At 73.4% G+C, this 22,665-nt stretch carries 19 protein-coding genes; 7 read left to right on the forward strand and 12 right to left on the reverse strand.

Annotated features, from left to right (window positions below):
- The first annotated feature begins 38 nt into the window (after window positions 1-38).
- Window positions 39-926, forward strand: a complete 888-nt coding sequence (thiD, locus tag QRN56_RS16610; RefSeq protein ID WP_285105309.1) for a bifunctional hydroxymethylpyrimidine kinase/phosphomethylpyrimidine kinase — start codon at window positions 39-41, stop codon at window positions 924-926.
- Window positions 927-1,018: 92 nt separating this feature from the next.
- Here the strand turns inward: thiD and dxr are convergent, their stop codons facing one another.
- Complete coding sequence (dxr, locus tag QRN56_RS16615) at window positions 1,019-2,188, reverse strand: 1-deoxy-D-xylulose-5-phosphate reductoisomerase (protein ID WP_285105069.1); 1,170 nt, start codon at window positions 2,186-2,188, stop codon at window positions 1,019-1,021.
- 37 nt (window positions 2,189-2,225) lie between these two features.
- Window positions 2,226-4,022 (reverse strand): RyR domain-containing protein, encoded by a 1,797-nt coding sequence (locus QRN56_RS16620; protein WP_285105072.1) that lies wholly within the window; start codon window positions 4,020-4,022, stop codon window positions 2,226-2,228.
- 153 nt (window positions 4,023-4,175) lie between these two features.
- Between QRN56_RS16620 and QRN56_RS16625 the strand changes: the two genes are divergently transcribed.
- On the forward strand, window positions 4,176-7,193 hold the full coding sequence (locus QRN56_RS16625; protein ID WP_285105075.1) for a TIR domain-containing protein: 3,018 nt from the start codon (window positions 4,176-4,178) through the stop codon (window positions 7,191-7,193).
- An 85-nt stretch (window positions 7,194-7,278) separates the two neighbouring features.
- On the opposite strand, the gene QRN56_RS16630 is transcribed toward QRN56_RS16625, so the two are convergent.
- The gene (locus QRN56_RS16630) at window positions 7,279-7,953 is read right to left on the reverse strand and encodes a hypothetical protein (RefSeq protein ID WP_285105076.1); all 675 of its coding nucleotides are present in this window, start codon (window positions 7,951-7,953) and stop codon (window positions 7,279-7,281) included.
- A gap of 127 nt (window positions 7,954-8,080) precedes the next feature.
- Between QRN56_RS16630 and QRN56_RS16635 the strand changes: the two genes are divergently transcribed.
- Both QRN56_RS16635 and QRN56_RS16640 read left to right on the forward strand, forming a co-directional pair.
- Entirely contained in the window at window positions 8,081-10,231 is a 2,151-nt protein-coding gene (locus QRN56_RS16635) for a DEAD/DEAH box helicase (RefSeq protein WP_285105079.1), read from the forward strand.
- Between the two features lie 43 nt (window positions 10,232-10,274).
- Window positions 10,275-11,549 carry a DUF418 domain-containing protein gene (locus tag QRN56_RS16640; protein ID WP_285105081.1) on the forward strand — a complete coding sequence of 425 codons (1,275 nt, stop codon included), beginning with the start codon at window positions 10,275-10,277 and terminating at the stop codon, window positions 11,547-11,549.
- A 25-nt stretch (window positions 11,550-11,574) separates the two neighbouring features.
- Here QRN56_RS16640 and QRN56_RS16645 read toward each other — a convergent pair whose 3' ends face one another.
- Complete coding sequence (locus tag QRN56_RS16645) at window positions 11,575-11,847, reverse strand: thrombospondin type 3 repeat-containing protein (RefSeq protein ID WP_285105083.1); 273 nt, start codon at window positions 11,845-11,847, stop codon at window positions 11,575-11,577.
- Between the two features lie 197 nt (window positions 11,848-12,044).
- Here QRN56_RS16645 and QRN56_RS16650 point away from each other — a divergent pair, with 197 nt between their 5' ends.
- Entirely contained in the window at window positions 12,045-13,445 is a 1,401-nt protein-coding gene (locus QRN56_RS16650; RefSeq protein ID WP_285105086.1) for a DUF8814 domain-containing protein, read from the forward strand.
- 29 nt (window positions 13,446-13,474) lie between these two features.
- Here QRN56_RS16650 and QRN56_RS16655 read toward each other — a convergent pair whose 3' ends face one another.
- Window positions 13,475-14,761, reverse strand: a complete 1,287-nt coding sequence (locus QRN56_RS16655) for an MFS transporter (protein ID WP_285105088.1) — start codon at window positions 14,759-14,761, stop codon at window positions 13,475-13,477.
- Window positions 14,762-14,821: 60 nt separating this feature from the next.
- Between QRN56_RS16655 and QRN56_RS16660 the strand changes: the two genes are divergently transcribed.
- A complete protein-coding gene (locus QRN56_RS16660) occupies window positions 14,822-15,220 on the forward strand; it encodes a MerR family transcriptional regulator (RefSeq protein WP_285105091.1) in 399 nt (132 codons plus the stop codon).
- 54 nt (window positions 15,221-15,274) lie between these two features.
- On the opposite strand, the gene QRN56_RS16665 is transcribed toward QRN56_RS16660, so the two are convergent.
- The 7 genes from QRN56_RS16665 to rpsB all read right to left on the reverse strand — a co-directional run bounded on the left by QRN56_RS16665 (window position 15,275) and on the right by rpsB (window position 21,472).
- Window positions 15,275-15,817 (reverse strand): DivIVA domain-containing protein, encoded by a 543-nt coding sequence (locus QRN56_RS16665; protein ID WP_285105094.1) that lies wholly within the window; start codon window positions 15,815-15,817, stop codon window positions 15,275-15,277.
- A gap of 5 nt (window positions 15,818-15,822) precedes the next feature.
- On the reverse strand, window positions 15,823-16,983 hold the full coding sequence (gene rlmN, locus QRN56_RS16670; protein WP_502928813.1) for a dual-specificity RNA methyltransferase RlmN: 1,161 nt from the start codon (window positions 16,981-16,983) through the stop codon (window positions 15,823-15,825).
- The gene (locus QRN56_RS16675) at window positions 16,983-17,819 is read right to left on the reverse strand and encodes a phosphatidate cytidylyltransferase (protein WP_285105095.1); all 837 of its coding nucleotides are present in this window, start codon (window positions 17,817-17,819) and stop codon (window positions 16,983-16,985) included. Before QRN56_RS16675 ends, rlmN begins: the two co-directional genes overlap by 1 nt.
- A gap of 50 nt (window positions 17,820-17,869) precedes the next feature.
- On the reverse strand, window positions 17,870-18,427 hold the full coding sequence (frr, locus tag QRN56_RS16680) for a ribosome recycling factor (protein ID WP_285105098.1): 558 nt from the start codon (window positions 18,425-18,427) through the stop codon (window positions 17,870-17,872).
- 107 nt (window positions 18,428-18,534) lie between these two features.
- A complete protein-coding gene (gene pyrH, locus QRN56_RS16685) occupies window positions 18,535-19,290 on the reverse strand; it encodes a UMP kinase (protein ID WP_182614512.1) in 756 nt (251 codons plus the stop codon).
- A 289-nt stretch (window positions 19,291-19,579) separates the two neighbouring features.
- Entirely contained in the window at window positions 19,580-20,419 is an 840-nt protein-coding gene (gene tsf, locus QRN56_RS16690; protein ID WP_285105101.1) for a translation elongation factor Ts, read from the reverse strand.
- Between the two features lie 105 nt (window positions 20,420-20,524).
- Window positions 20,525-21,472 (reverse strand): 30S ribosomal protein S2, encoded by a 948-nt coding sequence (gene rpsB, locus QRN56_RS16695; protein ID WP_285105104.1) that lies wholly within the window; start codon window positions 21,470-21,472, stop codon window positions 20,525-20,527.
- Window positions 21,473-21,992: 520 nt separating this feature from the next.
- Between rpsB and QRN56_RS16700 the strand changes: the two genes are divergently transcribed.
- Entirely contained in the window at window positions 21,993-22,658 is a 666-nt protein-coding gene (locus tag QRN56_RS16700) for a murein hydrolase activator EnvC family protein (protein ID WP_285105107.1), read from the forward strand.
- The last annotated feature ends 7 nt before the right edge of the window (window positions 22,659-22,665 follow it).

Consider the following 22,665-nt stretch of genomic DNA (forward strand, 5'->3'; position numbering starts at 1 on the left):
ACGCCGCCCCGCGCGTCCGCCCGCCCGGCCACCCCGTCGTGGCGCTGACGATCGCGGGGTCGGATCCGTCCGGCGGCGCCGGGATCCAGGCCGACCTGAAGACGTTCGCGGCGCTCGGCGGCTACGGCTGCGCGGTACTGACGGGTCTGACGGCGCAGTCCACGACCGGGGTGACCCGAGTGCACCCGGTGCCCGCCGACATGGTCCGCGCGCAGCTCGACACGCTGTTCGCCGACGTCGCCGTGGACGCGGTCAAGATCGGCATGACCACGGACGCCGCCGTCGCCCGGGCGGTCGCCGCGGTTCTGCGCGACCTGCGGGCCGCGGGACGCGCGCCGTTCGTGGTGCTCGACCCGGTGATGGTCGCGACGTCGGGCGACCGGCTGCTCGCGCCCGACGCCGAGGCGGTGCTCCGCGACGAGCTGCTCCCCCTGGCCGACCTGGTGACGCCGAACCTGCCCGAGGCCGCCGTGCTGCTGGGCACCGAGCCGGCCCGGGACGGCGGCGAGGCGGCCGACCAGGCGCGGGCGCTGCGGGCGCTCGGCACGGGGTTCGCCCTGGTCAAGGGCGGGCATCTCGACTCGGCGGAGTCCGTCGACCACCTCGCGGGCCCCGGTGTGGGCGGGGACGGTGTCGGCGGGGACGGCGTCGTCGCCCTGGTCGCACCCCGGATCCCCACGCGGAACACCCACGGCACGGGCTGCACGCTCAGCTCGGCCTGCGCCGTCCTGCGCCCCGTGCACGACGGGTGGGAGCCCGCCGTCCGGGCCGCCAAGGAGTACCTGACCGGGGCCCTGCGCGCGGCGGACGCCCTCGTCGTGGGCGGAACGGGGACGGCATCAGGACCGTGGCAGGGACACGGCCCGGTCGACCACGGATTCGCGACCCGCGCACCGGCGATCCGACTCGCCCGACCAACCGACTGACTCGCCCGCCGGAGGATGCCGAGTCAGTCGGCTGGTCCGACCAACCGACTGACTCGGCCAAACCGGCCGGGCGAGTCAGCGAGTTGGGTCCGCTATGCCGACTTGAGGAACTCCGCCGCCCGGGCCCGGGCCCAGGCGTCGGCCTCCAGCACGCCCTCGACCGACCCCGCGTCGCCGGCCTCGGTCGAAGTGTGCGCCTCCACCACGGCGGCCACGGTGTCGACGATGTCGAGGAACCCGATGGTGCCGTCGTGGAAGGCGTCCACGCACACCTCGTTCGCGGCGTTGTAGACGGCGGGGTGCGTCCCGCCGGCCTCGCCCACCTGCCGCGCCAGGCGGACGGCGGGGAAGGCGTCGTCGTCCAGGGGCAGGAACTCCCAGCTCGCGGCCTGCGTCCAGTCGATGCCGACGTCGACGTCGGGCAGCCGGTCCGGCCACGACAGGCCGAGCGCGATCGGCACGAGCATCCGCGGCGGCCCGGCCTGCGCGATGGTGGAGCCGTCGACGAACTCGACCATGGAGTGGATCATCTGCTGCGGGTGCACCACCACGTCGATGGCGCTGAACGGCAGGTCGAACAGCAGGTGCGCCTCGATGACCTCCAGACCCTTGTTGACCAGGGTCGCGGAGTTGGTGGTGACCACGCGGCCCATCGCGAAGTTGGGGTGCCGCAGGGCCTGGGCGGGCGTCACGTCGCGCAGCTCGGCCCGCGAACGGCCGCGGAACGGCCCGCCGCTCGCGGTCACCACGAGCTTGCGGACCTCGGCGGGGGTGCCCGAGCGCAGCGACTGCGCGATCGCGGAGTGCTCCGAGTCGACCGGCACGATCTGGCCTTCGTGCCGCACGGCGGCCTTGACCAGCGCGCCGCCCACCACGAGCGACTCCTTGTTCGCGAGCGCCAGCGTCGAGCCGGCGCCCAGCGCGGCGAGGGTGGGGCGCAGCCCGACGGACCCGGTGATGCCGTTGAGCACCACGTCGCTCCCCCGGCCGGCCAGCTCGGTGGCGGCCTCGGGCCCGGCAAGCACCTCGACGCCGTCGGCGCCGGCCTCGCTCAGCAGGGTGGTCAGCGCGGGGCGCGCGGCGGCGTCAGCCACCGCGACGGCGCGGACGCCGAGCGTGGCCGCCTGCCGGGCGAGCAGGGGTAGGTCCGAGCCGCCCGCGGACAGCGCGTCGACACGGAACCGGTCGGGGTTGCGCCCGATGACGTCGACGGCCTGCGTGCCGATGGAACCGGTGGAGCCGAGAAGGGTGACGCTTCGCATGGGCCCATCCTGTCAGCCCGGACAGGCCCGGCCGACGTCAGCCCTCGCCCGGCTGCTCCGCACGGCCCCGGCCGAACATCCGCCAGCCCCGGACCACGCCCCGCGGGTCGGGTACGGGGGCGTCCGCGGCCTCCCAGCCGGCGTCGTCGTCGAGCGGGACCACCCGCAGGCCGAAGTCGGCCAGGATCACCGGGATGGCGCGGATCGCGGCGCGGTCCTTCTCCCGGTCGGGCTCGGAGAGGTCGGCCCAGGGCCGCAGGTCGGGGTGCAGGCGGCGGGCGTCGTCGCGCTCGGACCCGTAGGTCCAGCCGGCGGCGACCTTCTCGGCCATCCAGCGGTCGTGCTCGTCCACGGCCCGTGCGTCCACCACCGGCTCCGGGATCCGGCCGTGCTCGGCGTCGCCCGCCGGGACGACGGTGCAGCCCATCTGCCGCAACCGGTCAGGGATGGCGCGCACCTGCGCCCGGTTCGCGGCCCGCAGGTCCTCGGACAGCTCGGACCAGGAGACCATCGCGGGCGTGCTCTGCCACGCGACGCCGCGGGCGCGCTGGTTGCGCAGGTAGGTGAGGTGGGCGGACACGGCCATCAGGTCGTAGACGTCGTCGTGCACCAGGGCGCCGGGCGCTGTGGCCCGGCGCAGGAGCGTCCCGGGCTCGACGATGTCGAGGCGGCCGGCCAGGTCGTCGAGGATGGCGCCGTCGTGGGCGCCGAAGAGCCCGCCCAGCCCGGCGAGCCGGTTGAGGCGGAGCACGACGGCGCCCTCGCTCGCGCGCCAGAGCTCGCTGTCGTGCAGCGCCTCCCGGAGCGCGTCGCCGTCGTCGTCGTGGCACACGTAGACGCGCTGGGGGCTGCCGACCGCGCGGACCTCGGCGAACGTGTCCACGGGGACGAGCTGGCATGCCGCTCGAACGCTGGGCCAGCGGGCGCGCAGCGCCTCGGCGGCCTCCCACGCGCCCGGCCCGACCAGGGTCACGGTGAGCGGTTCGCCGCCGTTGGCGATCTCGACGCTGCGCAGGCGCGCGAACGCCACGACCAGCGCCCGGCCGAACGTGCCGTGCCCGACGACGGAGATGTGCGGCGCGGCGCCCCGCGCGAGGACCCGGTCGCGCCGGACCAGGGAGCGGGCGACGAGCTCGCCCAGCGTGAAGAAGTCCACGCCCGGCTGCGGGTGGCTCAGGTGCCGGGCCTGCAGGGCGAGCGCGAGCTCCGGATCGCTGACGTGGGCGTTCAGGCGCAGGCCGGGCAGGTCGGCGGCCCGGTCCGCGCGGTTGGCCACGGCCACGGTGAGCACGTTGACGCCGGGCTCGTCGTCCTCGGCCTCGCAGGCGTAGAGGACGGCGGCGCCGGACATGCCCGCGTTGCGCAGGGACTCGGCGTCGCCGGTCGCGGTGCGGGCGACGACGGCGCCGCGGGCCGCGAGCGCCTCGGCGATGAGGTCCGCCACGGGTGTGCGGCCGACGACGATCGCGTGCCCCCGCATCCGGCGGGTGCGCATGAGCACGAACTGGTCGGCGAACAGCGACCGCACCGCCTCGAAGACGGCGTAGCCGGTGGCGACCGGGGCGAGGAAGCGGGCGGCCTGGAGCTGCCAAGGCAGGTCGCCGCCCTGGTTCGTGGCCTCGGCGCCGAGCACGAAGAGCTGGACGGAGTAGTAGACGAGGTCCCAGGCGCTGGTGCCCCACTCGAAGTCGGGCGAGGTGCGGTAGAGCCAGAAGCCCCACAGGCCCAGGCCGAACGCGACGCCGAACAGCGCCGTGAAGCCGGCGCGGACCCAGGACCGGCGCACGCGCAGGCGCCGTGGCCCGTCGCGGGGGACGACCAGCTCAGGAGCCATCTCAGACCTTCCTCGTCGGATCGCACGATCCATTCCTAACCGTGCATTTCACCACGAAGGTGACTACCGTCATGACCTGCGGCGACACTACACACCAGGGGTATGTTTCTCCCGGTCCGCACACATTCGCCGAGGAAAGGCTGCGGGAGCAGGATGACCGACCGGATTGTCCGCTCCCTGCTCACGACCAACCGTGCGCACGCGGCGCCACGGACCGACGGGTACGACGCCTTCCTGTCGTACAGCCGGGACTCCGACGGCGAGTTCGCCCCCGAGTTCCACGCGCAGCTCCTCGACTTCGACAAGCGCGACGGCGTGCCGGACCTGAACGTCTTCCTGGACCGGACCGGCCTGGCGAACAACCCGAGCCTGTGGGACGCGATCGAGCGCAAGCTCGAACGGTCCGACTACCTGATCCTGTTCGCCTCGGAGGGCGCCGCCAGCTCGAAGTACGTGGCCAAGGAGGTCGCCTGGTGGCTCGACCACCGCGGCCCGGAGACCCTGCTGGTGGCGCTGACCAGCGGCAAGATCGTCTGGGACCAGACGGCGAACGAGATCGACGCGATCAGCACCACGGCGCTGCCGGCCCCGCTGGTCGAGCGGATCGACCACGAGCCCAAGTGGACCGACCTGACGAGGCTGCGACAGCGCCGGCGCTGGCGGCACCACCAGGACCTGGCGGGGGTGCTCGCGGAGCTGGTCGCCCCGCTGCGCGGCCCCGACGTCAGCACCGAGGAGATCCTCAGCGCCCACATCGCCCGGCAGAGCTCGGCCGGGATGCGCAACCGCCTGGTGAACATGGCCCTGGGGGTCATGCTCGCCCTGTCCGTCGGTGCGTTCGCGTTCGCGGAGCGGGAGGCGGACCGCGCGAACGACGCGGTGAACGCCAACGCCGCCCACCTCCTGGGCGCGACGTCGCACGTGGTGCAGCAGGACGATCCCGCCACGGCGCAGCTCCTGGCGGTCGAGGCGGTGCGGCGGCTGCGGGACGGGCAGACGAGGACGGCGCTGTTCAACGCGGTGACGGCCAACGAGCCGGCCGACCCCTACCTGCTGCGCACCGTCGACGTGCCCGAGGAGACCGGGCTGGCGGACGTCGCGCCGACCGGCACCGGCGTCGTCGGCCGGACCGAGACCGGCGACCTGGTGCGCTGGAACCCCGACGACGGTGCCCCCACGGTGCTGCGCGGCGACCGCACCCCCTTCGGCGCGGTGAGCGGGTCCGGGGGCGGGTCCGGGCGCACCGGCCCCGTCGTGGCCGGCAGCGCCGACGGCTCGGTGGTCGCCGCGGTCGATGACCTGGGCGTGACCGTGGGCCGGTTCGGGCCGCTGCCCGCCGGGAGCACCAGCCGGCAGACGCACCTCGACCTGCCGGGCACGACGGCGGTGGCCGTCACGCCCGACGGCGGCACCCTGCTCATCGCGTGGCAGGACGCCGCGACGGGACGGAACCGGATCGGCAGCGTCAACCTGGCCGGGCGCGACCTCGCCGTCCTGGAGTCCGACGACGGTCCCCGGCGCCCGCACGAGCAGCGGCTGGCGTTCCGCACCAAGGCGGAGACGGACCTGGCGGTCACCTCCCTCGCCGTCGGCTCCAGCCGCACCCTCGCCGTGGCCGACGCGACTGCCGGGACCCTGGAGATCCGCAGCCTCGACTCCCTGGAGCTGACCGGAGCCGGGCCCGTGGAGCTGCCCGAGGGCGGCGTGCCGTCGCCGTCCCTCCGGGACTGGGCGACGCTGAGCTCCGACGGCGACGCCACCACCGTGACCCTGCACCACTGGGCGGACGGCTCCGTGCGGACGGCGGACTGCCCGGTCCCGCGCGTCTGGTCGAACCCCGAGGTGGTGGCGATCGACGACGCCACCACGCGCACGCTGGTCGCCACGGACGACGGGCTGGTGGCGTGCGAGATCGGCGCCGGTACCGACGTACACCGCACCTGGCACCTGTCGGGCGTCCGACGGCCCGGGTCGCCCGTCCTGGTCGGGGTCGACCGGGTCGCGGCGGCGTCGGACGGTCGGATCGCGCTGTGGAGCACCGCTGACACCCACGGGGACGTGCCCCTGCCGAGCGCGGCGGGCGCGGCGGCGGGCGCGGCGCACCCCGGTGGGCCGACCGCCGTCCTGGCCACGTACCGGGCCGGGCCCACGCAGCCGGCCAGCACCGCGGCGTCCTGGTCGGACGGCACCGTCATGATCCACGGCCTCGGCACGGTGGACCTACCTGCGGGCAGCCCGGACGCCGGGCGCCCGCTGCTGCCGGTCTGGCTCGACGAGAGCAGGCTCCTGCTCGTGACCCCCGACGGCGACGCCTACCGGACCCAGGGCGGCACGACCGCGGGGTACGAGGCCGGGTTCCGCGACCTCGTCGCGCCAGGCCTGGACGGGGGCGCCCCGGCCTGCGCCACGATCGTGAGCGCCCAGCGCACGCGGGACGACATCGTGCTGGTCGATGCGTGCTCCGGGCTGCACCTGCTCGACGTCGGGCTCCAGGAGCGGGCGCTGTACGTGCCCGGGCCGATCGGCAGCACGCCGCGGCTCGCGTCCCAGTGGGCGGAACCCGGCCGCGTGGCGGTCGCCGACGACGGGAGCAGCGTCGCCGTCGCACCCCGTGACTTCTCGCTCCGGGTGGCCGACCTGGAGGCCGCGGCCCGCGGCGAGAGCGACGTCTGGACGGTGCGCGGCAGCAGCGTGGACCAGGTGCACGTGATCGGCGAGCGCAGCAGCCCCGAGGACACCGCGCTGCCCGAGCAGCTCGTCACGCTGGGTCTGGACTCGAAGGTGCGCCTGCGTACGGTCTCCGGGCCGGGCGACCCCGAGAGCCTCGACCTCATCGGCACCTACGGCGACGTGCTGGCGGTGCTGCCCGGGCCGGACCTCGTGGCCCGCGACCAGGGCTCGGCGCTGGCGTTCTTCGACATCGGCACCGGCCAGAAGGTCGGTGCGCTCGCGACCCGCCTCTACGCGCCGGGCGGCACCGTCGCGCCGAGCGACGTGTACGCCGGCGACGGCCAGCTCCTGGTGGTCCAGGACCACGGCGTCACCACGGGATGGACCTTCTCGGACGACCAGATGATCGCCCGGGCCTGCGCCATGGCGGGCCGCGCGCCGACGGCTGCGGACATGCCGGAGGGCGTGACCCTCACGGACACCCCGGCCTGCACCCCCTGAGTCCAAAAAATTGAGTGCTGGATATTCGCCCGTCTGGCACACAGAAAAGGGCGAATATCCAGCACTCAACGAAGCGGGGTCCGGGTCAGGACTCCAGGCGCTTGGCCTCCGTCTCGGCCTCGTCGGCCTCGTCGTCACGGCCCTCCTTGCGCAGCGCGCTCGTGAGCGAGCGCATCGAGGTGGCGGCGTCGGACTTGGCGAGGTCGGACGACGTCCCGCGCAGCTTGGCCCACAGGCCCATCGCCTCCTCGGCGACCTCCAGCACCTGCGAGCGCTCCTTGCCGCCGAGCGCCGACGTCGTCACCGTCTCCAGCGCGTGCTCCAGGGCGACCCGCTGCTTGCCCGGGTCGTCGTCGTCCAGGCTCTTGAAGAGGCCCACGGCCTCGCCGACGAGTGCCGAGGTCGACTTCTCCTGGTCCTTGGCCGCCGCCTGGCTGCCGAACGACAGCAGCGCCACGGCCAGCCGCGACACCGTGCTGCCGGCCTCGCCGGGCAGCTTCTCCGCGCCCGAGGCCACCAGCTGGTGCAGCCGGGCAGCCGCGCGCGTCTCGATGTTGTCCGCGCGCTCCGGCTCACCGTCCTGCCCCGGCGCGGCGGCCGGCTCCGCCCCTGCGACCGGAGCCGGGCTCGCGGCCGGCTGCGGGCTCGCGTCGCGCTCCGCGACGTCCGACGCCGCCTGCGGCGACGTCCCCGGTGCCGGCTCCCCTGTCGCGGCGGCCTGCGCCACCTCTGCCTGCTCCGGCAGTGCGTCCGTGCTCACTCGTTCCTCCTGTTTTTGGTGCGACGAAACTACCAGAATGGGTGTTCGGTCCGGTATGTAAGAAACGTCGGTCCACCGCGCGCGTCGGGGCCCTCGGGACGACCCGCACGCAGTACCGTCGTCGGCCATGAAGACCTGGTCCCGCGGTGACGCCCGCGACCTGCTCGAGCACGCCGGAACCCGCCACGACCTGGGCTCCCGTACCCTCAGCCAGCGCCGCGGCGCCCCCGCACGCGTGCGCGCGGCCTACCGCGCGGCACGCGACGCGCGCGTGCTGGACGAGCTGTCCGAGGTGCCCCTCGACCGGATCCGCGAGGTGGGCACGGGCCGCCTGCGCCTCGGCCCCGTGGAGCAGGCGGGGTTCCGCACCGTCGGCCAGGTGCGGGCGGCCGCCCCGGAGGAGCTCACGGCGATCCCGGGCGTCGGTGCCCGCACGGCGGAGGCGCTGCGCGCGGCGGCCCAGCAGGTCTTCAGCGCCGTGGACGCCGGGCTCGCCTTCCGGCTGGACCACGCCCCCGCCGACCCGCTCGCCACGCGCCTGGTGCGCGCGCTGCACGACCACCTGCACGTCCAGCGCTTCTTCGAGACCTGGCAGGACCGGCTCGACGTCGACGTGCGGGAGCTCGCCCGCCTGGCCGAGGCGGGTGCCCTGCGCGCCACGTTCGTGCGGCGGTTCTTCGCCGGCCGTGCGCGCACCGACCGCGCCGACGCCGCGCTGACCGACCTGCGCACGCTGGCCGACGACCTCGACGCCTCGGGGATCACCGACGACCTGCGCCGGCTGGACGAGGTGCTGACCAGCACGTCCGACGCCGACGTCTGGAGCGACTACGAGGCGCGGGCCGCCGCCTACATCACGGCGCTGGGCGACCTGGTCGACCTCGGCATCGATGTGGCCGCCGCCGAGGGCTTCCTGCCCGAGGACGTCGTGGGCGAGGTCGCGGCGCAGGACCTGGACACCTCGCTGCTGACGGTCTCGCTGCGCAGCTACCAGGCGTTCGGCGCCCGGTACGCGCTCGCCCAGCGGCGCACGATCCTCGGCGACGAGATGGGCCTGGGCAAGACCGTCCAGGCCATCGCGGTGATGGCCCACCTCGCCGCGAAGGGGGGCACGCACTTCCTCGTGGTGTGTCCGGCGAGCGTCGCGGCGAACTGGGCCCGCGAGGTCGCGGCGCACTCGAAGCTCTCGGTCCGCGTGCTGCACGGCGACGACCGCGAGGCGGGCATCAAGGAGTGGGCGGCCGACGGCGGCGTCGGCGTCGCCACCTTCCCCCAGCTCGGCCACCTGCGGGCCGGCGACCTGCCGCGCCCCGCCCTGCTGGTGGTGGACGAGGCGCACTACGTGAAGAACCCGGAGGCGCAGCGCTCCGAGCGCACGGCGGACTGGGCCCGCGCGGCCGAGCGCGTGCTGTTCATGTCTGGCACGCCCATGGAGAACACCGTGGACGAGTTCCGCAGCCTGGTGGGCTACCTCAAGCCCGAGGTCGCCGACGACATCGACCCGGCGGCGGGCCTCGCGGGCGCCGCGGCCTTCCGCCGGTCGGTCGCGACGGTGTACCTGCGGCGCAACCAGGAGGACGTGCTCACCGAGCTGCCCGAGCTGGTCCAGGTGGACGAGTGGGAGCGGTTCGGCAAGCACGACGGCGCCGCCTACCGCCACGCCGTGCTCAAGCGTTCGTTCGCGGACATGCGCCGGGCCGCGTTCGTCGAGGCCCCCGAGCCGACGGCGAAGCTGGTCCGGCTTCGCGAGATCGTCGACGAGGCGGTGGAGAACAAGCGCAAGGTGGTGGTCTTCTCCTACTTCCGCGACGTCATCGAGCGGGTGCTCGCCGAGCTGGGCCCGCTCGCCGTCGGACCCATCACCGGATCCGTGCCGGCGGCCCGCCGCCAGGAGCTGGTCGACGAGTTCACGCAGGCGGCGGAGCCCAGGGTGCTGGTGAGCCAGATCGAGGCCGGCGGCGTGGGGCTCAACATCCAGGCCGCGTCGGTGGTGATCCTGTGCGAGCCCCAGGTCAAGCCGACGGTGGAGGCGCAGGCCATCGCCCGCGCGCACCGGATGGGCCAGGTCCGTACCGTGCAGGTGCACCGGCTGCTCATCGAGGACAGCGTGGACGAGCGGCTCCTGGACATCCTCGGCACCAAGGCCGAGCTGTTCGCGGAGTACGCCGGGCGCGCCACCGTGGCCGCGACGCCCGGGGCGCCGGACGTCGCGGACGCGGAGGTGGCGCGCCGGATCGTCGAGGAGGAGCGGGCCCGGCTGGGCGAGCCCGCGGCCTAGCGCTTTCCTCGCGGACCCGGCCCCGGGCTGCTGAGATGGGTGCATGACGACCGCAGCCCTCACCCGAGGACCAGTCCAGGCCGCCGAACGTTCGCCCGCACCCGATCTGGCGCGGGGCTTCATGCTCCTGCTCATCGCCGTCGCGAACACGCCGTACTACCTGTGGGGCAGCACGATGAGCGCGGGTGCGTCGCACCCGGTGGACGGGTCCCCGGTCGACAAGGTCGCCGACTTCCTGATCATCGTCCTCGTGGACCTGCGGACCTACCCCATGTTCGCGTTCCTGTTCGGTTACGGCATGATGCAGCTCTACAACCGGCAGGTGGCCTCGGGCACCCCGGAGCGAGCGGCCCGCAAGCTCCTCCAGCGGCGCAACTGGCTGCTGCTCGCGTTCGGGTTCGTGCACGCGGCGCTGCTCTGGATGGGCGACGTGCTCGGGGCCTACGGCCTGGCGGGCCTGCTCATGGTGTGGCTGTTCTTCCAGGTCAAGGACCGCACGCTGCTCGTCTGGACGTCGGTGTTCGGCGTCCTGCTGACCGTCGGCACGGCCTTCGCCGTGGTCGGTGCCTGGTTCGTGGCGCAGCTTCCCGCGGACGACCCGACGGCCCGCAGCATCGCCGCCGACCTCGCGCCGTCGAGCGAGTCGATGGCCACGACGTCGTACCTCGCCTCGATCGGCGAGCGGCTGACCTACTGGACGCTCGGGACGTTCCTCCAGGGCCTGCTCGTCCTGGTGGTCCCGATGATGCTCCTGCTCGCGTTCTGGGCCGGACGCCGCCGCATCCTGGAGCACCCGGGCGAGCACCTGACCCTGCTGCGGCGGGTCGCCGTCATCGGCATCACCGTCGGCTGGCTCGGGCCGCTGCCCTCCGCGCTCGACCACGTGGGCGCCATCGACGTGCCCGACCACGCCGCGTGGGTGTTCTACCCGGTCCAGTTCCTCACCGGGTTCTTCGGCGGGCTGGGCTACGTCGCGTTGTTCGGCCTGATCGGGCACCGCGTCGCCCAGCGGCGGACCGGGACGCCGTCGCGCAACCTCTTCCTCACCGACGGGCCGTTCGCGGGTGCCGTGCAGGCGGTCGGCAAGCGGTCGCTGACGTCCTACCTGCTGCAGTCCGTGATGTGCGCGCCGGTCCTGGCCGCGTGGGGCCTCGGGCTGGGCCAGTACCTGACCTCGTGGAGCATGCTGCTGTTCGCCGTGGTCGTGTGGGGACTCACGGTCGCGTTCGCCGTCTGGCAGGAACGCGCGGGCCGTCGCGGCCCGGCCGAGGTGCTGCTGCGCCGGCTGGTCTACGGCCGCCCGGCCGCGGCCCGGTAGAGGTGCGCCGGGCCGACGGCGGGGGTCAGGCCGGGAACGAGTCCACGGGCTCGTCGACGCCGTCGCCGTCGGTGTCCACCGAGATCGTCGACGTGCCGCCGGCGGTCTCCACCACGACGTCGGGCACGCCGTCGCCGTCCGTGTCGTGCAGCTCGACGTCGGGCACGCCGTCGCCGTCGTAGTCCTCGTACTGGGCGTCCACCACGCCGTCGCCGTCGGTGTCTGCGACCTCGACGTCCGGGATGCCGTCGCCGTCGAGGTCGTACTTGCCGGGCTTGTCGGCCAGGAACTCGGACACGTCGTTCTCCTTGCTGGTCTGGGGTCACCGCCATTCCGGTGCCACCGCTGGGTGCTCCTCCGATCATGCCTCACGCGGGCGGTGTCCCGGGCGCCCGACGGGTGCGGGACACTCCGCCGCCGGACAGGTTTCCGATCGACCGAGATTTCACCCGTTTCCCCTCGCGGGTGAAATAGTCCTTCGCCTACATTCAGCACATGCTGATCCAGGTACGCAGTCCCCGACGCCGCGCCGCGCTCCTGGCGGCCACCACCTGCGCCCTCCTGATCGTCTCGGGCACGGCCATCGCCGCCGTCACCCCGGGTACCGGGTCCGGGGGCGACGCCGCCCGCGCGTGGTCCGTCGACCTCGCCGACGTCGGCGCGGACGACGCCGGGGTGCGCACCTCCGGCGAGGGGCTGCGGCTCGACACGGCGGGCTCGGCCGGGGCGGCGGGCGGCGCCGCGGGCGCCGGGAGCGGAGCGACGGACGCCGGGAGCGGAGCGACGGACGCCGGGAGCGGAGCCGCGGACGGGGCGGACGCCGAAGGCACGACGAGCGTCGAGTCCGGCGCCGGTCCCGGCTCGACCGCGGACCGCGAGGCGTCCGGCCAGCTCGTCGCCGAGCCGGTGGAGCTCGACTCCCCCGCGAGCGGCGTCACGGCCGACGTCCACGCGTCGGCCCCGGCCGGCACCTCCGTGCTGGTCGACGTCCGGGGCCGGTACGCCGACGAGGGTCCCGACTCCTGGACCGAGTGGGTCCCGGCCAGCACACCGCTGCCGGTGGCAGCGCGGACCGTGCAGGCCCGCGTCACGCTCGTGGGCGACGGCGCCGTCAGCCCGGTCGTGCGGGAGGTGACGCTCACGCCCCAGACCCCGCGGTCCCGCTCCCTCCAGGAGGTCGAGGCCCGGCCGACGTCGGGCGAGCGGGCGTACACCGTGTACGCGACCCGCGAGGGCCTCGTGGGCGGCACCACCGCCAACGGGCACGTCATCACGTCGCGCGACCACTTCGTCGCCCTGCCGTCCCGGCGCGGGCTGTCGTCGAACAACTCGGGCAGCTACTCGGTGCGGGTCTGCGCCGCGAGCACGGGCCGCTGCGCGTACGCCCCGGTGTGGGACGTCGGCCCGTGGAACACCACCGACGACCACTGGAACGCGTCCGGCACGCGCCAGTCCTGGGCAGACCTGCCGCAGGGCAAGCCGCAGGCGCAGGCCGCCTACCAGGACGGCTACAACGGCGGGCTCGACGGCTTCGGTCGCCGGGTGGCCAACCCGGCCGGGATCGACCTCGCGGACGGCACGTTCTGGGACGGCCTGGGGCTGACCGACAACGCCTGGACCACCGTCACCTACCTGTGGACCGGCTCCGGCCCCAAGGGCGTCGTGCGCACCAGCGGCGGGCCGCTCACGGTCCGTTCCGGGCCCGGCACCGGCAACGCCGCCGTCGGGCAGGCCGGGAACCACGCGAACGTCGTGATCGAGTGCACCGCCACCGGAACCACGGTGACCGGCTACTACGGCACCTCCGACGTGTGGAACCGGATCGGGCCGGGCAACTGGATCTCGGACGCGTACGTCAACACGGGTTCGAGCGGCCCGGTGGCCCCGGCCTGCTGACCAAGCCCCCGACGTGTGGCGGTGGGCGGTCAGGCGCGGCGGACCGAGACCGCCAGGCCCACCGCCGCCACGCCGACCACCCCGGCCGCCAGCAGCGGCACCGCCGCCACCCCGGACCCCGCCACCACGAACGAGGCGAGCGCCGCCCCGACGGCGATCCCGCCGTTGAACAGCACCGGGATCAGTGCCCCCGCGAACGAGCGGCGCTCCGGCCCGGCCAGCCGCAGGATCAGCGTCTGCGCGAACGGCGGCATGGCGCCCGAGACCACGCCCCACGCGACGACGACGGCGATCCCGACCACGGGGCCGGTGTCCACGGCCCCGAGACCGAGCACCGTCAGCGCGGTCGCGGCCACGCTGACCACGAGCGCCGGGCCGCTCCGGTCGCCGAGTCGGCCCGCCAGCGCGACGCCGATCGCCGACGCGAGCCCGAACACCAGCAGCAGGGTGCTCATCCCGCCCGGCAGCGACTGCGCGGGTGCCTCGGCCAGCCGGGTGATGTACGTGTACGCGCCGTAGTGGCCCACGAGGACCAGCGCGACCAGGCCGGTCACGGTCAGCAGTCGCGCCGTTCCGCGCCGCGGCGCGCCGACGGTGCCCACCCCGCCCCCCGCTCCGGCGATGGCCGGACCGTCCGGGCCGGCCGCCCGGGCCACGACCAGCCGGACCGCGACCGCGGCCAGCAGGCTCAGGGCAGCGAGGGCCCAGAACGCGGCGCGCCAGCCTGCGGCGTCGGCCACGAGCCGGGCCAGCGGCGTGCCCACCACCATCCCGAGGGTCGCCCCGCCGAGCACGACGGCGATGGCCCGGCCCAGCAGGCGGTCGGTGACCAGGTCGGCCACGTGCGCGTTGGTCGTCGCCCACAGCAGGCCGACGGCGGCCGCACCCAGCACCCGCGCGCCGACCGCCACCTGGAACGTCGGGGCGAGCGCCGTGAGCGCGGACGACAGCCCGAGCACGGCCAGTCCCCCGGCGATCACCGCGCGGCGGTCCCACCGGCGCGTGAGCCGCACCAGCGGAAAGCTCAGCACCACGACGACGGCCGCCCACATCGAGACGAGCAGGCCGGTGCTGGACTCCGCGACGCCGAGTCCGGTGCTCATCTGCTGGAGCACCGCCGTGGGCAGCATCTCGGCGGTGACCATGAACAGCGTGCCCGCGCCGAGCACCAGCAGCGACGGCCAAGGCAGTCCGTCGGCGGGCGGTGCGGGGGTGGCCGAGCTCGGCGACGGGGTGGCCGGCGGAGTCGCCGGAAGGTTCGCCGGAACGGTGTCGGTGCTGGTCCGGGCGGCTGGGGTGGTGCCTGTCGTGTCCATGCCAGCCACGCTAAAGTTTGACACTGGTGTCAATGTCAAGGCCATGCCCGGAGGTGGATCATGAGGATCGGTGAGCTCGCCACGCGGACGGGGGTCACGACCCGTCTCATCAGGTACTACGAGCAGCAGGACCTGCTCGAGGCGGACCGGGCGGCCAACGGCTACCGCACCTACACGGAGGCGCACGTGGAGCGGGTGTCCCGTGTCGCCGGGCTGGTCCAGGCCGGCATTCCCACGCGACTGGTCAAGATCCTCCTCGACGCGGAGGACGCCGCGGAGCGCGAGGACCCGACCTGCCCGCGGGAGGTGGCCCAGCAGCTCGCCACGGAGCTGGTGGGGGTCCAGGCGCGCATCGACTGCCTCACGCGGAGCCGCGACTCGATCCGCAGGTTCCTGACCGCGACGCAGCACGAGGTGCTGCTGCGGGAGGCGCAAGAGCCCGCGACCGCCGTCGTCTGACCTGCGAACAGGTCGGAGAGCGGCGGTCGCGGGCTCTGTGCCGCGGCTCGGGGGTCACTCGACCCCGAGCAGCACCTCCACCGCACGGCTCAGGAACGCGTCGACCGAGGCCTCGTCGTAGGCCTCCGGCCCACGGGCCCGGCCGAACGTCGCCGACCGGATGTCGCCGGCCGTCAGCGGCTCCTGCCGGTCGAAGTAGCCGATCAGCCGGTCGCACAGGTCGTCGACGTCGTCCTTGTCGTAACCCTGCGAACCGCGGTCGGCGGGCGCGAACTTCTCGCCGTCGGGCCGGCCGAGCCGCCCGTACAGCGAACGCGCTCGCTCGGCGAGCGCGTTCATCCAGGCCTGCTGACCGTGCGCCGACGCGTACTCCGCACGCTGCCGCGCGATGAACGCCGCCTCGAGCCGGTCGAGCGCCGCGTCGACCTCGTGGGTGTTGTACCCGCCACGCGTCAGGTCGAACGTCGAGGCCTGGATGTCGGCACTCGTCAGCCGTTCGGCCGTGCGCCCCTCGTACGCCTGCCGGGCATGCTCGAAGAACTCGTCGACCTCGTCCTTGTCGTACCCGGTGCGCATCTTGGGAACGCTGTTGAACATCCCACTCACTCGTCGTCCTCCTCAGCCGCCAGCTGCCCGCAGGCACCGTCGATGTCGCTGCCGCGGGTGTCACGGATCGTGGTCGGGATCCCGTGCCCGCGCAATCGTGCCACAAACTCGTCCTCGACCTCACGGTCGCTTGCGGTCCAGATCGAGCCCGGGGTCGGGTTGAGCGGGATCGGGTTCACGTGCACCCAGCCGCGACCGCGCGAGTTGAGCTTCTCGCCCAGCAGGTCGGCCCGCCAGGCGTGGTCGTTCATGTCCTTGATGAGGGCGTACTCGATGGAGACGCGACGCCCGGTCACCTCGAAGTAGTTCCGCGCGGCGTCCAGCGTCTCGTCGACGCTCCAGCGCGTGTTGATCGGCACGAGCTCGGAGCGCAGGTCGTCGTCGGGGGCGTGCAGCGACAGCGCGAGGGTCACCGGGATGCCCTCCTTGGTCAGCTTCTGCATGGCCGGGACCAGGCCCACCGTGGAGACCGTGATGTTGCGGGCCGACATGCCGAGCCCCTCGGGCTGCGGCGCCACCAGCGTGCGCACCGTCTCGATGACCGCCTTGTAGTTGGCCAGCGGCTCGCCCATGCCCATGAACACCAGGTTGTTCAGCCGGGTGACGCCGCCGGGGATCTCGCCGTCCGCCAGCGAGCGGAACGCCGCGCGCACCTGCTCCAGGATCTCCGCCGTGGACAGGTTGCGCGTGAGACCGAGCTGGCCGGTCGCGCAGAACGGGCAGGCCATGCCGCAGCCGGCCTGGCTGGAGACGCACAGCGTGGTCCGGTTCGGGTACCGCATGAGGACCGACTCGACCTTGGCGTCGTCGAACAGGTGCCACAGCGTCTTGACCGTGGTGCCGCCGTCGGCCTCCAGCTTGCGCGTGGGGCGGATGAGCTGGGGGAACATCGTGGCCGCGAGGGCCTCCCGGGACTTCGCCGGGAGGTCCGTCATCTGCGCGGCGTCGCTCGTGTAGTGCGTGAAGTAGTGCGTGGCGAGCTGCTTGGCCCGGAAGGCGGGCTCCCCCGCCTCGACCACCGACGCCACGCGCTCCTCGGGCGTGAGGTCGGCGAAGTGCCTCGGCGGCTTGCCGCGGCGCCTCGGCGCCATCTGCAGCGGGATCGCCGGGGTCTCGTCCGACGGACGCACGACAGGCTGGGCAAGGGGAGTTTTCATCAGGCAACCACCGAGAGCACGAGATAGACGAAGGGCGCTGTGATGACCAGCGAGTCGAGGCGGTCCAGCACGCCCCCGTGCCCCGGGAGCAATGAGCCCATGTCCTTCAATTCTAGGTCACGCTTGAGGAGCGACTCGGCGAGATCGCCGACCGTGGCAGTGACGGCGGTCATGACGCCGAGCGCGATTCCGAGGATCGGGCTCTCGCCCAGTCCGTACACCGCCCCGATCACACCCACCGCCGTGGCCAGCACGATCGAGCCGGCCAGGCCCTCCCACGACTTCTTGGGGCTCACGGTCGGCGCCAGCGGGTGGCGGCCCAGCATGACGCCGGCGATGTAGCCGCCGGTGTCGTTGGCGACCGCCAGGAGGATGAACAGCGCGACGCGGATCTCGCCGTCGGGCTGCGCCAGCATGAGGACCACGAAACCGGCCAGGAACGGGAGGTAGGACGCGGCGAAGACCGCGGCCGCCGAGTCCCGCACCGCGCTGAGCCCGGAGCCGTCGAGCGCCCGCCACACCACGGTCGCGGCCACGGTCAGCACGAAGGCGACGAACAGCGCCTCCGGCCCGCCCCGGTAGGCGGAGACGATCATGCCGGCGGTCCCGACGAACAGCGGGACCATCGGCAGCCGCAGGTCGCGGCGCGCGAACGCCTGCCGCAGCTCCCAGAGCCCCGCCCACAGCAGGACGACCACGAACGCGACGAACGGCTCGGGTCGCCAGTACAGCGACGCGCCGACGATGCCGAGCAGGCCGACGCCCACGAGGATGGCGGCGGGCAGGTTACGGCCCGCACGCGACTTCTTCGCGGCGGGTACGGGTTCGGGGCTCACGGCAGTGTGCGCGTTGTCTCGCTCTGTTGTGTCTCGAGGCGGTGCGGGCATCAGACCTCGAGCAGCTCGCTCTCCTTGCCGGAGAGCAGCTGGTCGATGATCTCGACGTGGCTCTTGGTCAGCTTGTCCAGCTCCTTCTCCGCGCGCACCACCTCGTCCTCGCCGGCCTCGCCGTCCTTGACGATGCGGTCCAGCGTCTCCTTCGCCTTGCGGCGGATGTTGCGCACCGAGACCCGCGAGTCCTCGGCCTTCTGCTTGGCAAGCTTGACGTAGTCGCGGCGGCGCTCCTCCGTCAGGGAGGGCAGCACGATGCGGATGGCGTTGCCGTCCGTCGCCGGGTTCACGCCCAGGTCGGAGTCGCGCAGCGCCTTCTCGACGGCGGGCACCGAGCTCTTGTCGAACGGCGCGACCAGCACGGTCCGCGCGTCCGGGATGTTGAAGGACGCGAGCTGCTGCAGCGGCGTGGGCGCGCCGTAGTAGTCGACGGTGATCTTGCTGAACATGCCGGCGTTGGCGCGGCCGGTGCGGATGCCCGCGAAGTCCTCCTTGGCGACCTCGATCGCCTTCTCCATCTTTTCCTCGGCTTCGAGGAGGGTCTCGTCGATCACCACTGCTCCTGTCGTTGGTCTACGGGTGGTGCCGGGGCCACTCTACGGACACTTTGCCCGGCTACCGAAAGGTTCGCGCGTTACCCGGCCAGCCCGGGCCGCACGGTTCAGCGCGTCGTGATCAGCGTGCCGATGGGCTCGCCGGCCAGCGCGCGGGTGACGTTGCCCTCGCCCTCCATGCCGAAGACCCGCATCTGGACGTCGTTGTCGCGGCACATCGCCAGCGCCGTGTCGTCCATGACGCCGAGCCTGTTCACGAGGGCGTCGGTGTAGGTCAGGTGGTCCAGCTTCTTCGCGTCCGGGTTGCGGCGCGGGTCGGAGTCGTACACGCCGTCGACCCCGTTCTTGCCCATGACGACCTGCTCGCAGCCTGTCTCCAGGGCGCGCTGCACCGCCACGGTGTCGGTCGAGAAGTACGGCATGCCCGCGCCCGCACCGAAGATGACCACGCGGCCCTTCTCCAGGTGCCGGATCGCGCGCAGGGGGATGTACGGCTCGGCGACCTGGCCCATCGTGATGGCGGTCTGCACGCGCGTCTTGACGCCGGCCTGCTCCAGGAAGTCCTGCAGGGCGAGGCAGTTCATGACCGTGCCGAGCATGCCCATGTAGTCCGCGCGGGCGCGGTCCATGCCGGCCACGCTCAGCTCGGCACCGCGGAAGAAGTTCCCGCCACCGACGACGATCGCCACCTGTACGCCGTCGCGCACGGCCACACCGATCTCCTTCGCGATGCGGCGGACGACGTCGGCGTCCAGCCCCACGCTCCCGCCGCCGAACGCCTCACCCGACAGCTTCAGGAGCACACGCCGGGCCGGCTTGCCCTCCTCGTCCACCGCGAAGTTCTGGGTCGCCTCGTCACTCACTGGTCAGTCACCCTTCGATCGTCACTGCCGGGACACCGCCCTCCCGGAATACTGCGCCCGACTCGCGGGCGACGCACCTCTGCGCCACGCAGAGGCCTCCGGGCCGACCTCGAGACCCCTGGTGCGAAGTGGAGCCCGCCCCGCTCTACCCCACACCAAAAGTATCGAAGCCGTGCCCCGCTCCTGGTGGAGCGTGGCGTGCGAGCCGGCGCCGTCCGTCGGACGCAGCCGGCCGCGTATGCGTCGGCCCGGCCCGCGCCGAAGCGCGGACCGGGCCGAACGAGCTGCGTCAGGAACCGACGCGGAAACGCACGAACGCGGTCAGGGCACCGTTCACCGAGGCGACGTGCTTGCCGACCGTGGTCTTCGGGTCCTTCGCCAGCGGCTGGTCGATCAGGACGACCTCCTTGAAGAAGCCGTTCAGGCGACCCTCGACGATCTTGGGCAGCGCCGCCTCCGGCTTGCCCTCGTTCTTCGAGGTCTCCAGAGCGATCTCGCGCTCCTTCTCGACGACGTCCGCCGGGACGTCCTCACGCGTGAGGTACTTCGGGGCCATCGCGGCGACGTGCTGCGCGATGTCCTTGGCGACGGCCTCGCCGGCCTCGTCGGTGACGACGAGGACACCGATCGACGGCGGCAGGTCCTTGGCCGTCTTGTGCAGGTAGGTCGTGACCTTCGGGCCCTCGACGCGCGCGACGCGGCGCAGGACGAGCTTCTCGCCCAGCGTGGCGCCCTGTGCGGCGATGAGCTCGGCGACGGTGCCCTCACCGGCGGGGGCGGCGGCAGCCGCGACCTCGTCGGCGGCACCGGCGGCCGCGGTGGCCTCCAGGACGGCCTCGGCCAGCGAGATGAACTTCTCGTTCTTGACGACGAAGTCCGTCTCGGCGTTCAGCTCGATCATGGTGGCGACCTGGCCGGCCGCGGTGTCCTCGACCTTGACGGCGACGAGACCCTCGGACGTGGCGTTGCCCTCGCGCTTGGCGGCGCGGGCCAGGCCCTTGGTCCGGATGATCTCGATGGCCTTCTCGGCGTCGCCGTCGGCCGCGTCCAGGGCCTTCTTGACGTCGAGCATGCCGGCGCCGGTCCGCTCACGCAGCGCCTTGATGTCAGCGGCGGTGTAGTTCGCCATTGTTCTGGTCCTCCGTGCAGTCGTGTTGTTCGTGGGAGGTCGTGCGACCCGAGGAACGGTGCGCCGACCGGGCCGACACGAGGTCGACCCGGTCAGCGCGACGCGTCACTTCTCGGTGTCGGCCTCGGGTGCGGCGGCCGGAGCAGCCTCGGCGGCCTCGGCGGCCTCCACGACCTCGGCGGGAGCGGCCGGGGTGGCGGCGGCAGCGGCCTCGGCGGCCGCCTCCTCGACGGTGCCCTCGGCGGTCGCGGCCGGGGACTCGACCGTGGCCTCGGTGGTGTCACCGGCCAGGAGCTCGCGCTCCCACTCGGCCAGCGGCTCAGCGGCGGGCTCGGTCTCGGCACCGGTCTTGCTGCCACCCGAGTGGCGCTGCATGAGGCCCTCGGCGGCGGCGTCCGCGATCACGCGGGTGAGCAGCGTGACGGAACGGATCGCGTCGTCGTTGCCCGGGATCGCGTAGTCGACCATGTCGGGGTCGCAGTTGGTGTCGAGGATCGCCACGACGGGGATGCCCAGCTTGCGGGCCTCGTCCACCGCGAGGTGCTCCTTGTTGGTGTCGACGATCCAGACGGCCGAGGGAACCTTGGCCATGTCACGGATGCCGCCGAGGGTGCGCGCGAGCTTGTCCTTCTCGCGGCGCAGCACCAGGAGCTCCTTCTTCGTGAGGCCCGAGGCGGCCACGTCGTCGAAGTCGATCTCCTCGAGCTCCTTGAGGCGCTGGAGACGCTTGTGCACGGTGGTGAAGTTCGTGAGCATGCCGCCGAGCCAGCGGTGGTTCACGTAGGGCATCCCGACGCGGGCGGCCTGCTCGGCCACCGGCTCCTGGGCCTGCTTCTTGGTGCCGACGAAGAGGATGGAGCCGCCGTGGGCGACCGTCTCCTTGACGAAGTCGTAGGCGCTGTCGATGAAGTGCAGCGACTGCTGCAGGTCGACGATGTAGATGCCGTTGCGCTCCGTGAAGATGAAGCGCTTCATCTTCGGGTTCCAACGGCGGGTCTGGTGTCCGAAGTGGACACCGCTCTCGAGGAGCTGGCGCATGGACACGACGGCCATGACACGTCCTTTCGGTGCGGTCCGGGATCGACCCGGGGTTCCGCACGCATTTCAGGTGGCACCAGGACTGACGGCCCGGGCCACGGTTCGGTTGGCGGCACCCTCTCCTGACGGTGCCCCTGGCGCCACGTCGTGCCCGACGCCGCCCCCGAGGGGCGGACCACTGCCGGACGCGACTCGATGTGACGCGCGATGTCGACCAGGTGTTCTCCCTGCCAGGCAAGCAGTCAGCGGAGCTGGACGTCTGCCGGACGGGCAGCACATGCCGGTCGCGGGTTGAAGTCTACCCGACCGGCCCCCGCGGCGAGGACCCGCACGAAGCGCCCCGGCTGTGACGTCGCACGCCCCCGCGTGAGGGCTCGTCCGGGCCGTTCTCCGCAGCTCGTGAGCGCGCCCGGGAGACCCTCGCGACGGTGGCAGCAGGGAACGAGCGCGACCACAGGAGGGTCCGGGACGGGTTCGTGCACAGGCGGACCGCTCGACGCCGACGGCGACGGGATCGCGGCGTGATGCTCGGGGCATGACGACTCCTCGCGCTCCCCACCGTGCGGCCCACCGGTGGACGACCGCCGCGCTCCTGTCCATGCTGCTCGCCGTCGCGCTCGCCGCCCTGGTGCCGCCCCCGCCGGCCGCCGCCCTGCGCTCCGGGCCGGACATCGCCGTCCGAGCGGGTCTCGATGCCCGGCTCGCGCCTGGTGCGTCGGACGGCGGTGCGGGCGGCGGTGCGGCGGACCCCAGGACCGGCTACGTGCCGCCCGTCGCGGGCGTGGACCCGCCGTCCGGCGTGGAGCGCCTGTTCGACCCGCCCGCCGAGAAGTGGGGCGCGGGGCATCGCGGCGTCGACCTGACCGCGCCGCCCGGTGCGCACGTGGTCTCCCCCGGCCCGGGTGTGGTGACGTTCGCGGGACAGGTCGCGCGACGCGGGGTCGTGGTGGTTACCCACCCGGACGGCCTGCGCAGCAGCCTGGAGCCCGTGGCCGCCTCCGTGCCGGTCGGCACCGCGGTCGCTGCGGGGACGGCGATCGGCGTCGTCGAGGGGAGCGAGGGCACGGACGAGCCGGGCGCGACGCCGAACCACTGCGCGCCCCGGTCCTGCGTGCACTGGGGCGTACGGCGGGGCGAGCGCTACATCGATCCGCTGTCCCTGCTGGACCGCCCGCCGATCGTCCTGCTCCCGGAGCGTTGACCCTGGC

It is taken from the genome of Promicromonospora sp. MEB111, from assembly GCF_030209445.1.
GTDB lineage: Bacteria > Actinomycetota > Actinomycetes > Actinomycetales > Cellulomonadaceae > Promicromonospora.

Excerpts from the sequence above, each read along its gene's own strand:
- QRN56_RS16660 (WP_285105091.1), top strand. The coding sequence starts at position 14,822 with ATGAGGATCGGTGAGCTCGCCACGCGGACGGGGGTCACGACCCGTCTC.
- QRN56_RS16620 (WP_285105072.1), bottom strand. The coding sequence starts at position 4,022 with ATGGCTCCTGAGCTGGTCGTCCCCCGCGACGGGCCACGGCGCCTGCGC.
- rpsB (WP_285105104.1), bottom strand. The coding sequence starts at position 21,472 with ATGGCCGTCGTGTCCATGCGCCAGCTCCTCGAGAGCGGTGTCCACTTC.
- tsf (WP_285105101.1), bottom strand. The coding sequence starts at position 20,419 with ATGGCGAACTACACCGCCGCTGACATCAAGGCGCTGCGTGAGCGGACC.
- QRN56_RS16625 (WP_285105075.1), top strand. The coding sequence starts at position 4,176 with ATGACCGACCGGATTGTCCGCTCCCTGCTCACGACCAACCGTGCGCAC.
- QRN56_RS16665 (WP_285105094.1), bottom strand. The coding sequence starts at position 15,817 with ATGTTCAACAGCGTTCCCAAGATGCGCACCGGGTACGACAAGGACGAG.
- QRN56_RS16650 (WP_285105086.1), top strand. The coding sequence starts at position 12,045 with ATGCTGATCCAGGTACGCAGTCCCCGACGCCGCGCCGCGCTCCTGGCG.
- QRN56_RS16640 (WP_285105081.1), top strand. The coding sequence starts at position 10,275 with ATGACGACCGCAGCCCTCACCCGAGGACCAGTCCAGGCCGCCGAACGT.
- dxr (WP_285105069.1), bottom strand. The coding sequence starts at position 2,188 with ATGCGAAGCGTCACCCTTCTCGGCTCCACCGGTTCCATCGGCACGCAG.
- QRN56_RS16655 (WP_285105088.1), bottom strand. The coding sequence starts at position 14,761 with ATGGACACGACAGGCACCACCCCAGCCGCCCGGACCAGCACCGACACC.
- rlmN (WP_502928813.1), bottom strand. The coding sequence starts at position 16,983 with ATGAAAACTCCCCTTGCCCAGCCTGTCGTGCGTCCGTCGGACGAGACC.
- QRN56_RS16635 (WP_285105079.1), top strand. The coding sequence starts at position 8,081 with ATGAAGACCTGGTCCCGCGGTGACGCCCGCGACCTGCTCGAGCACGCC.
- QRN56_RS16700 (WP_285105107.1), top strand. The coding sequence starts at position 21,993 with ATGACGACTCCTCGCGCTCCCCACCGTGCGGCCCACCGGTGGACGACC.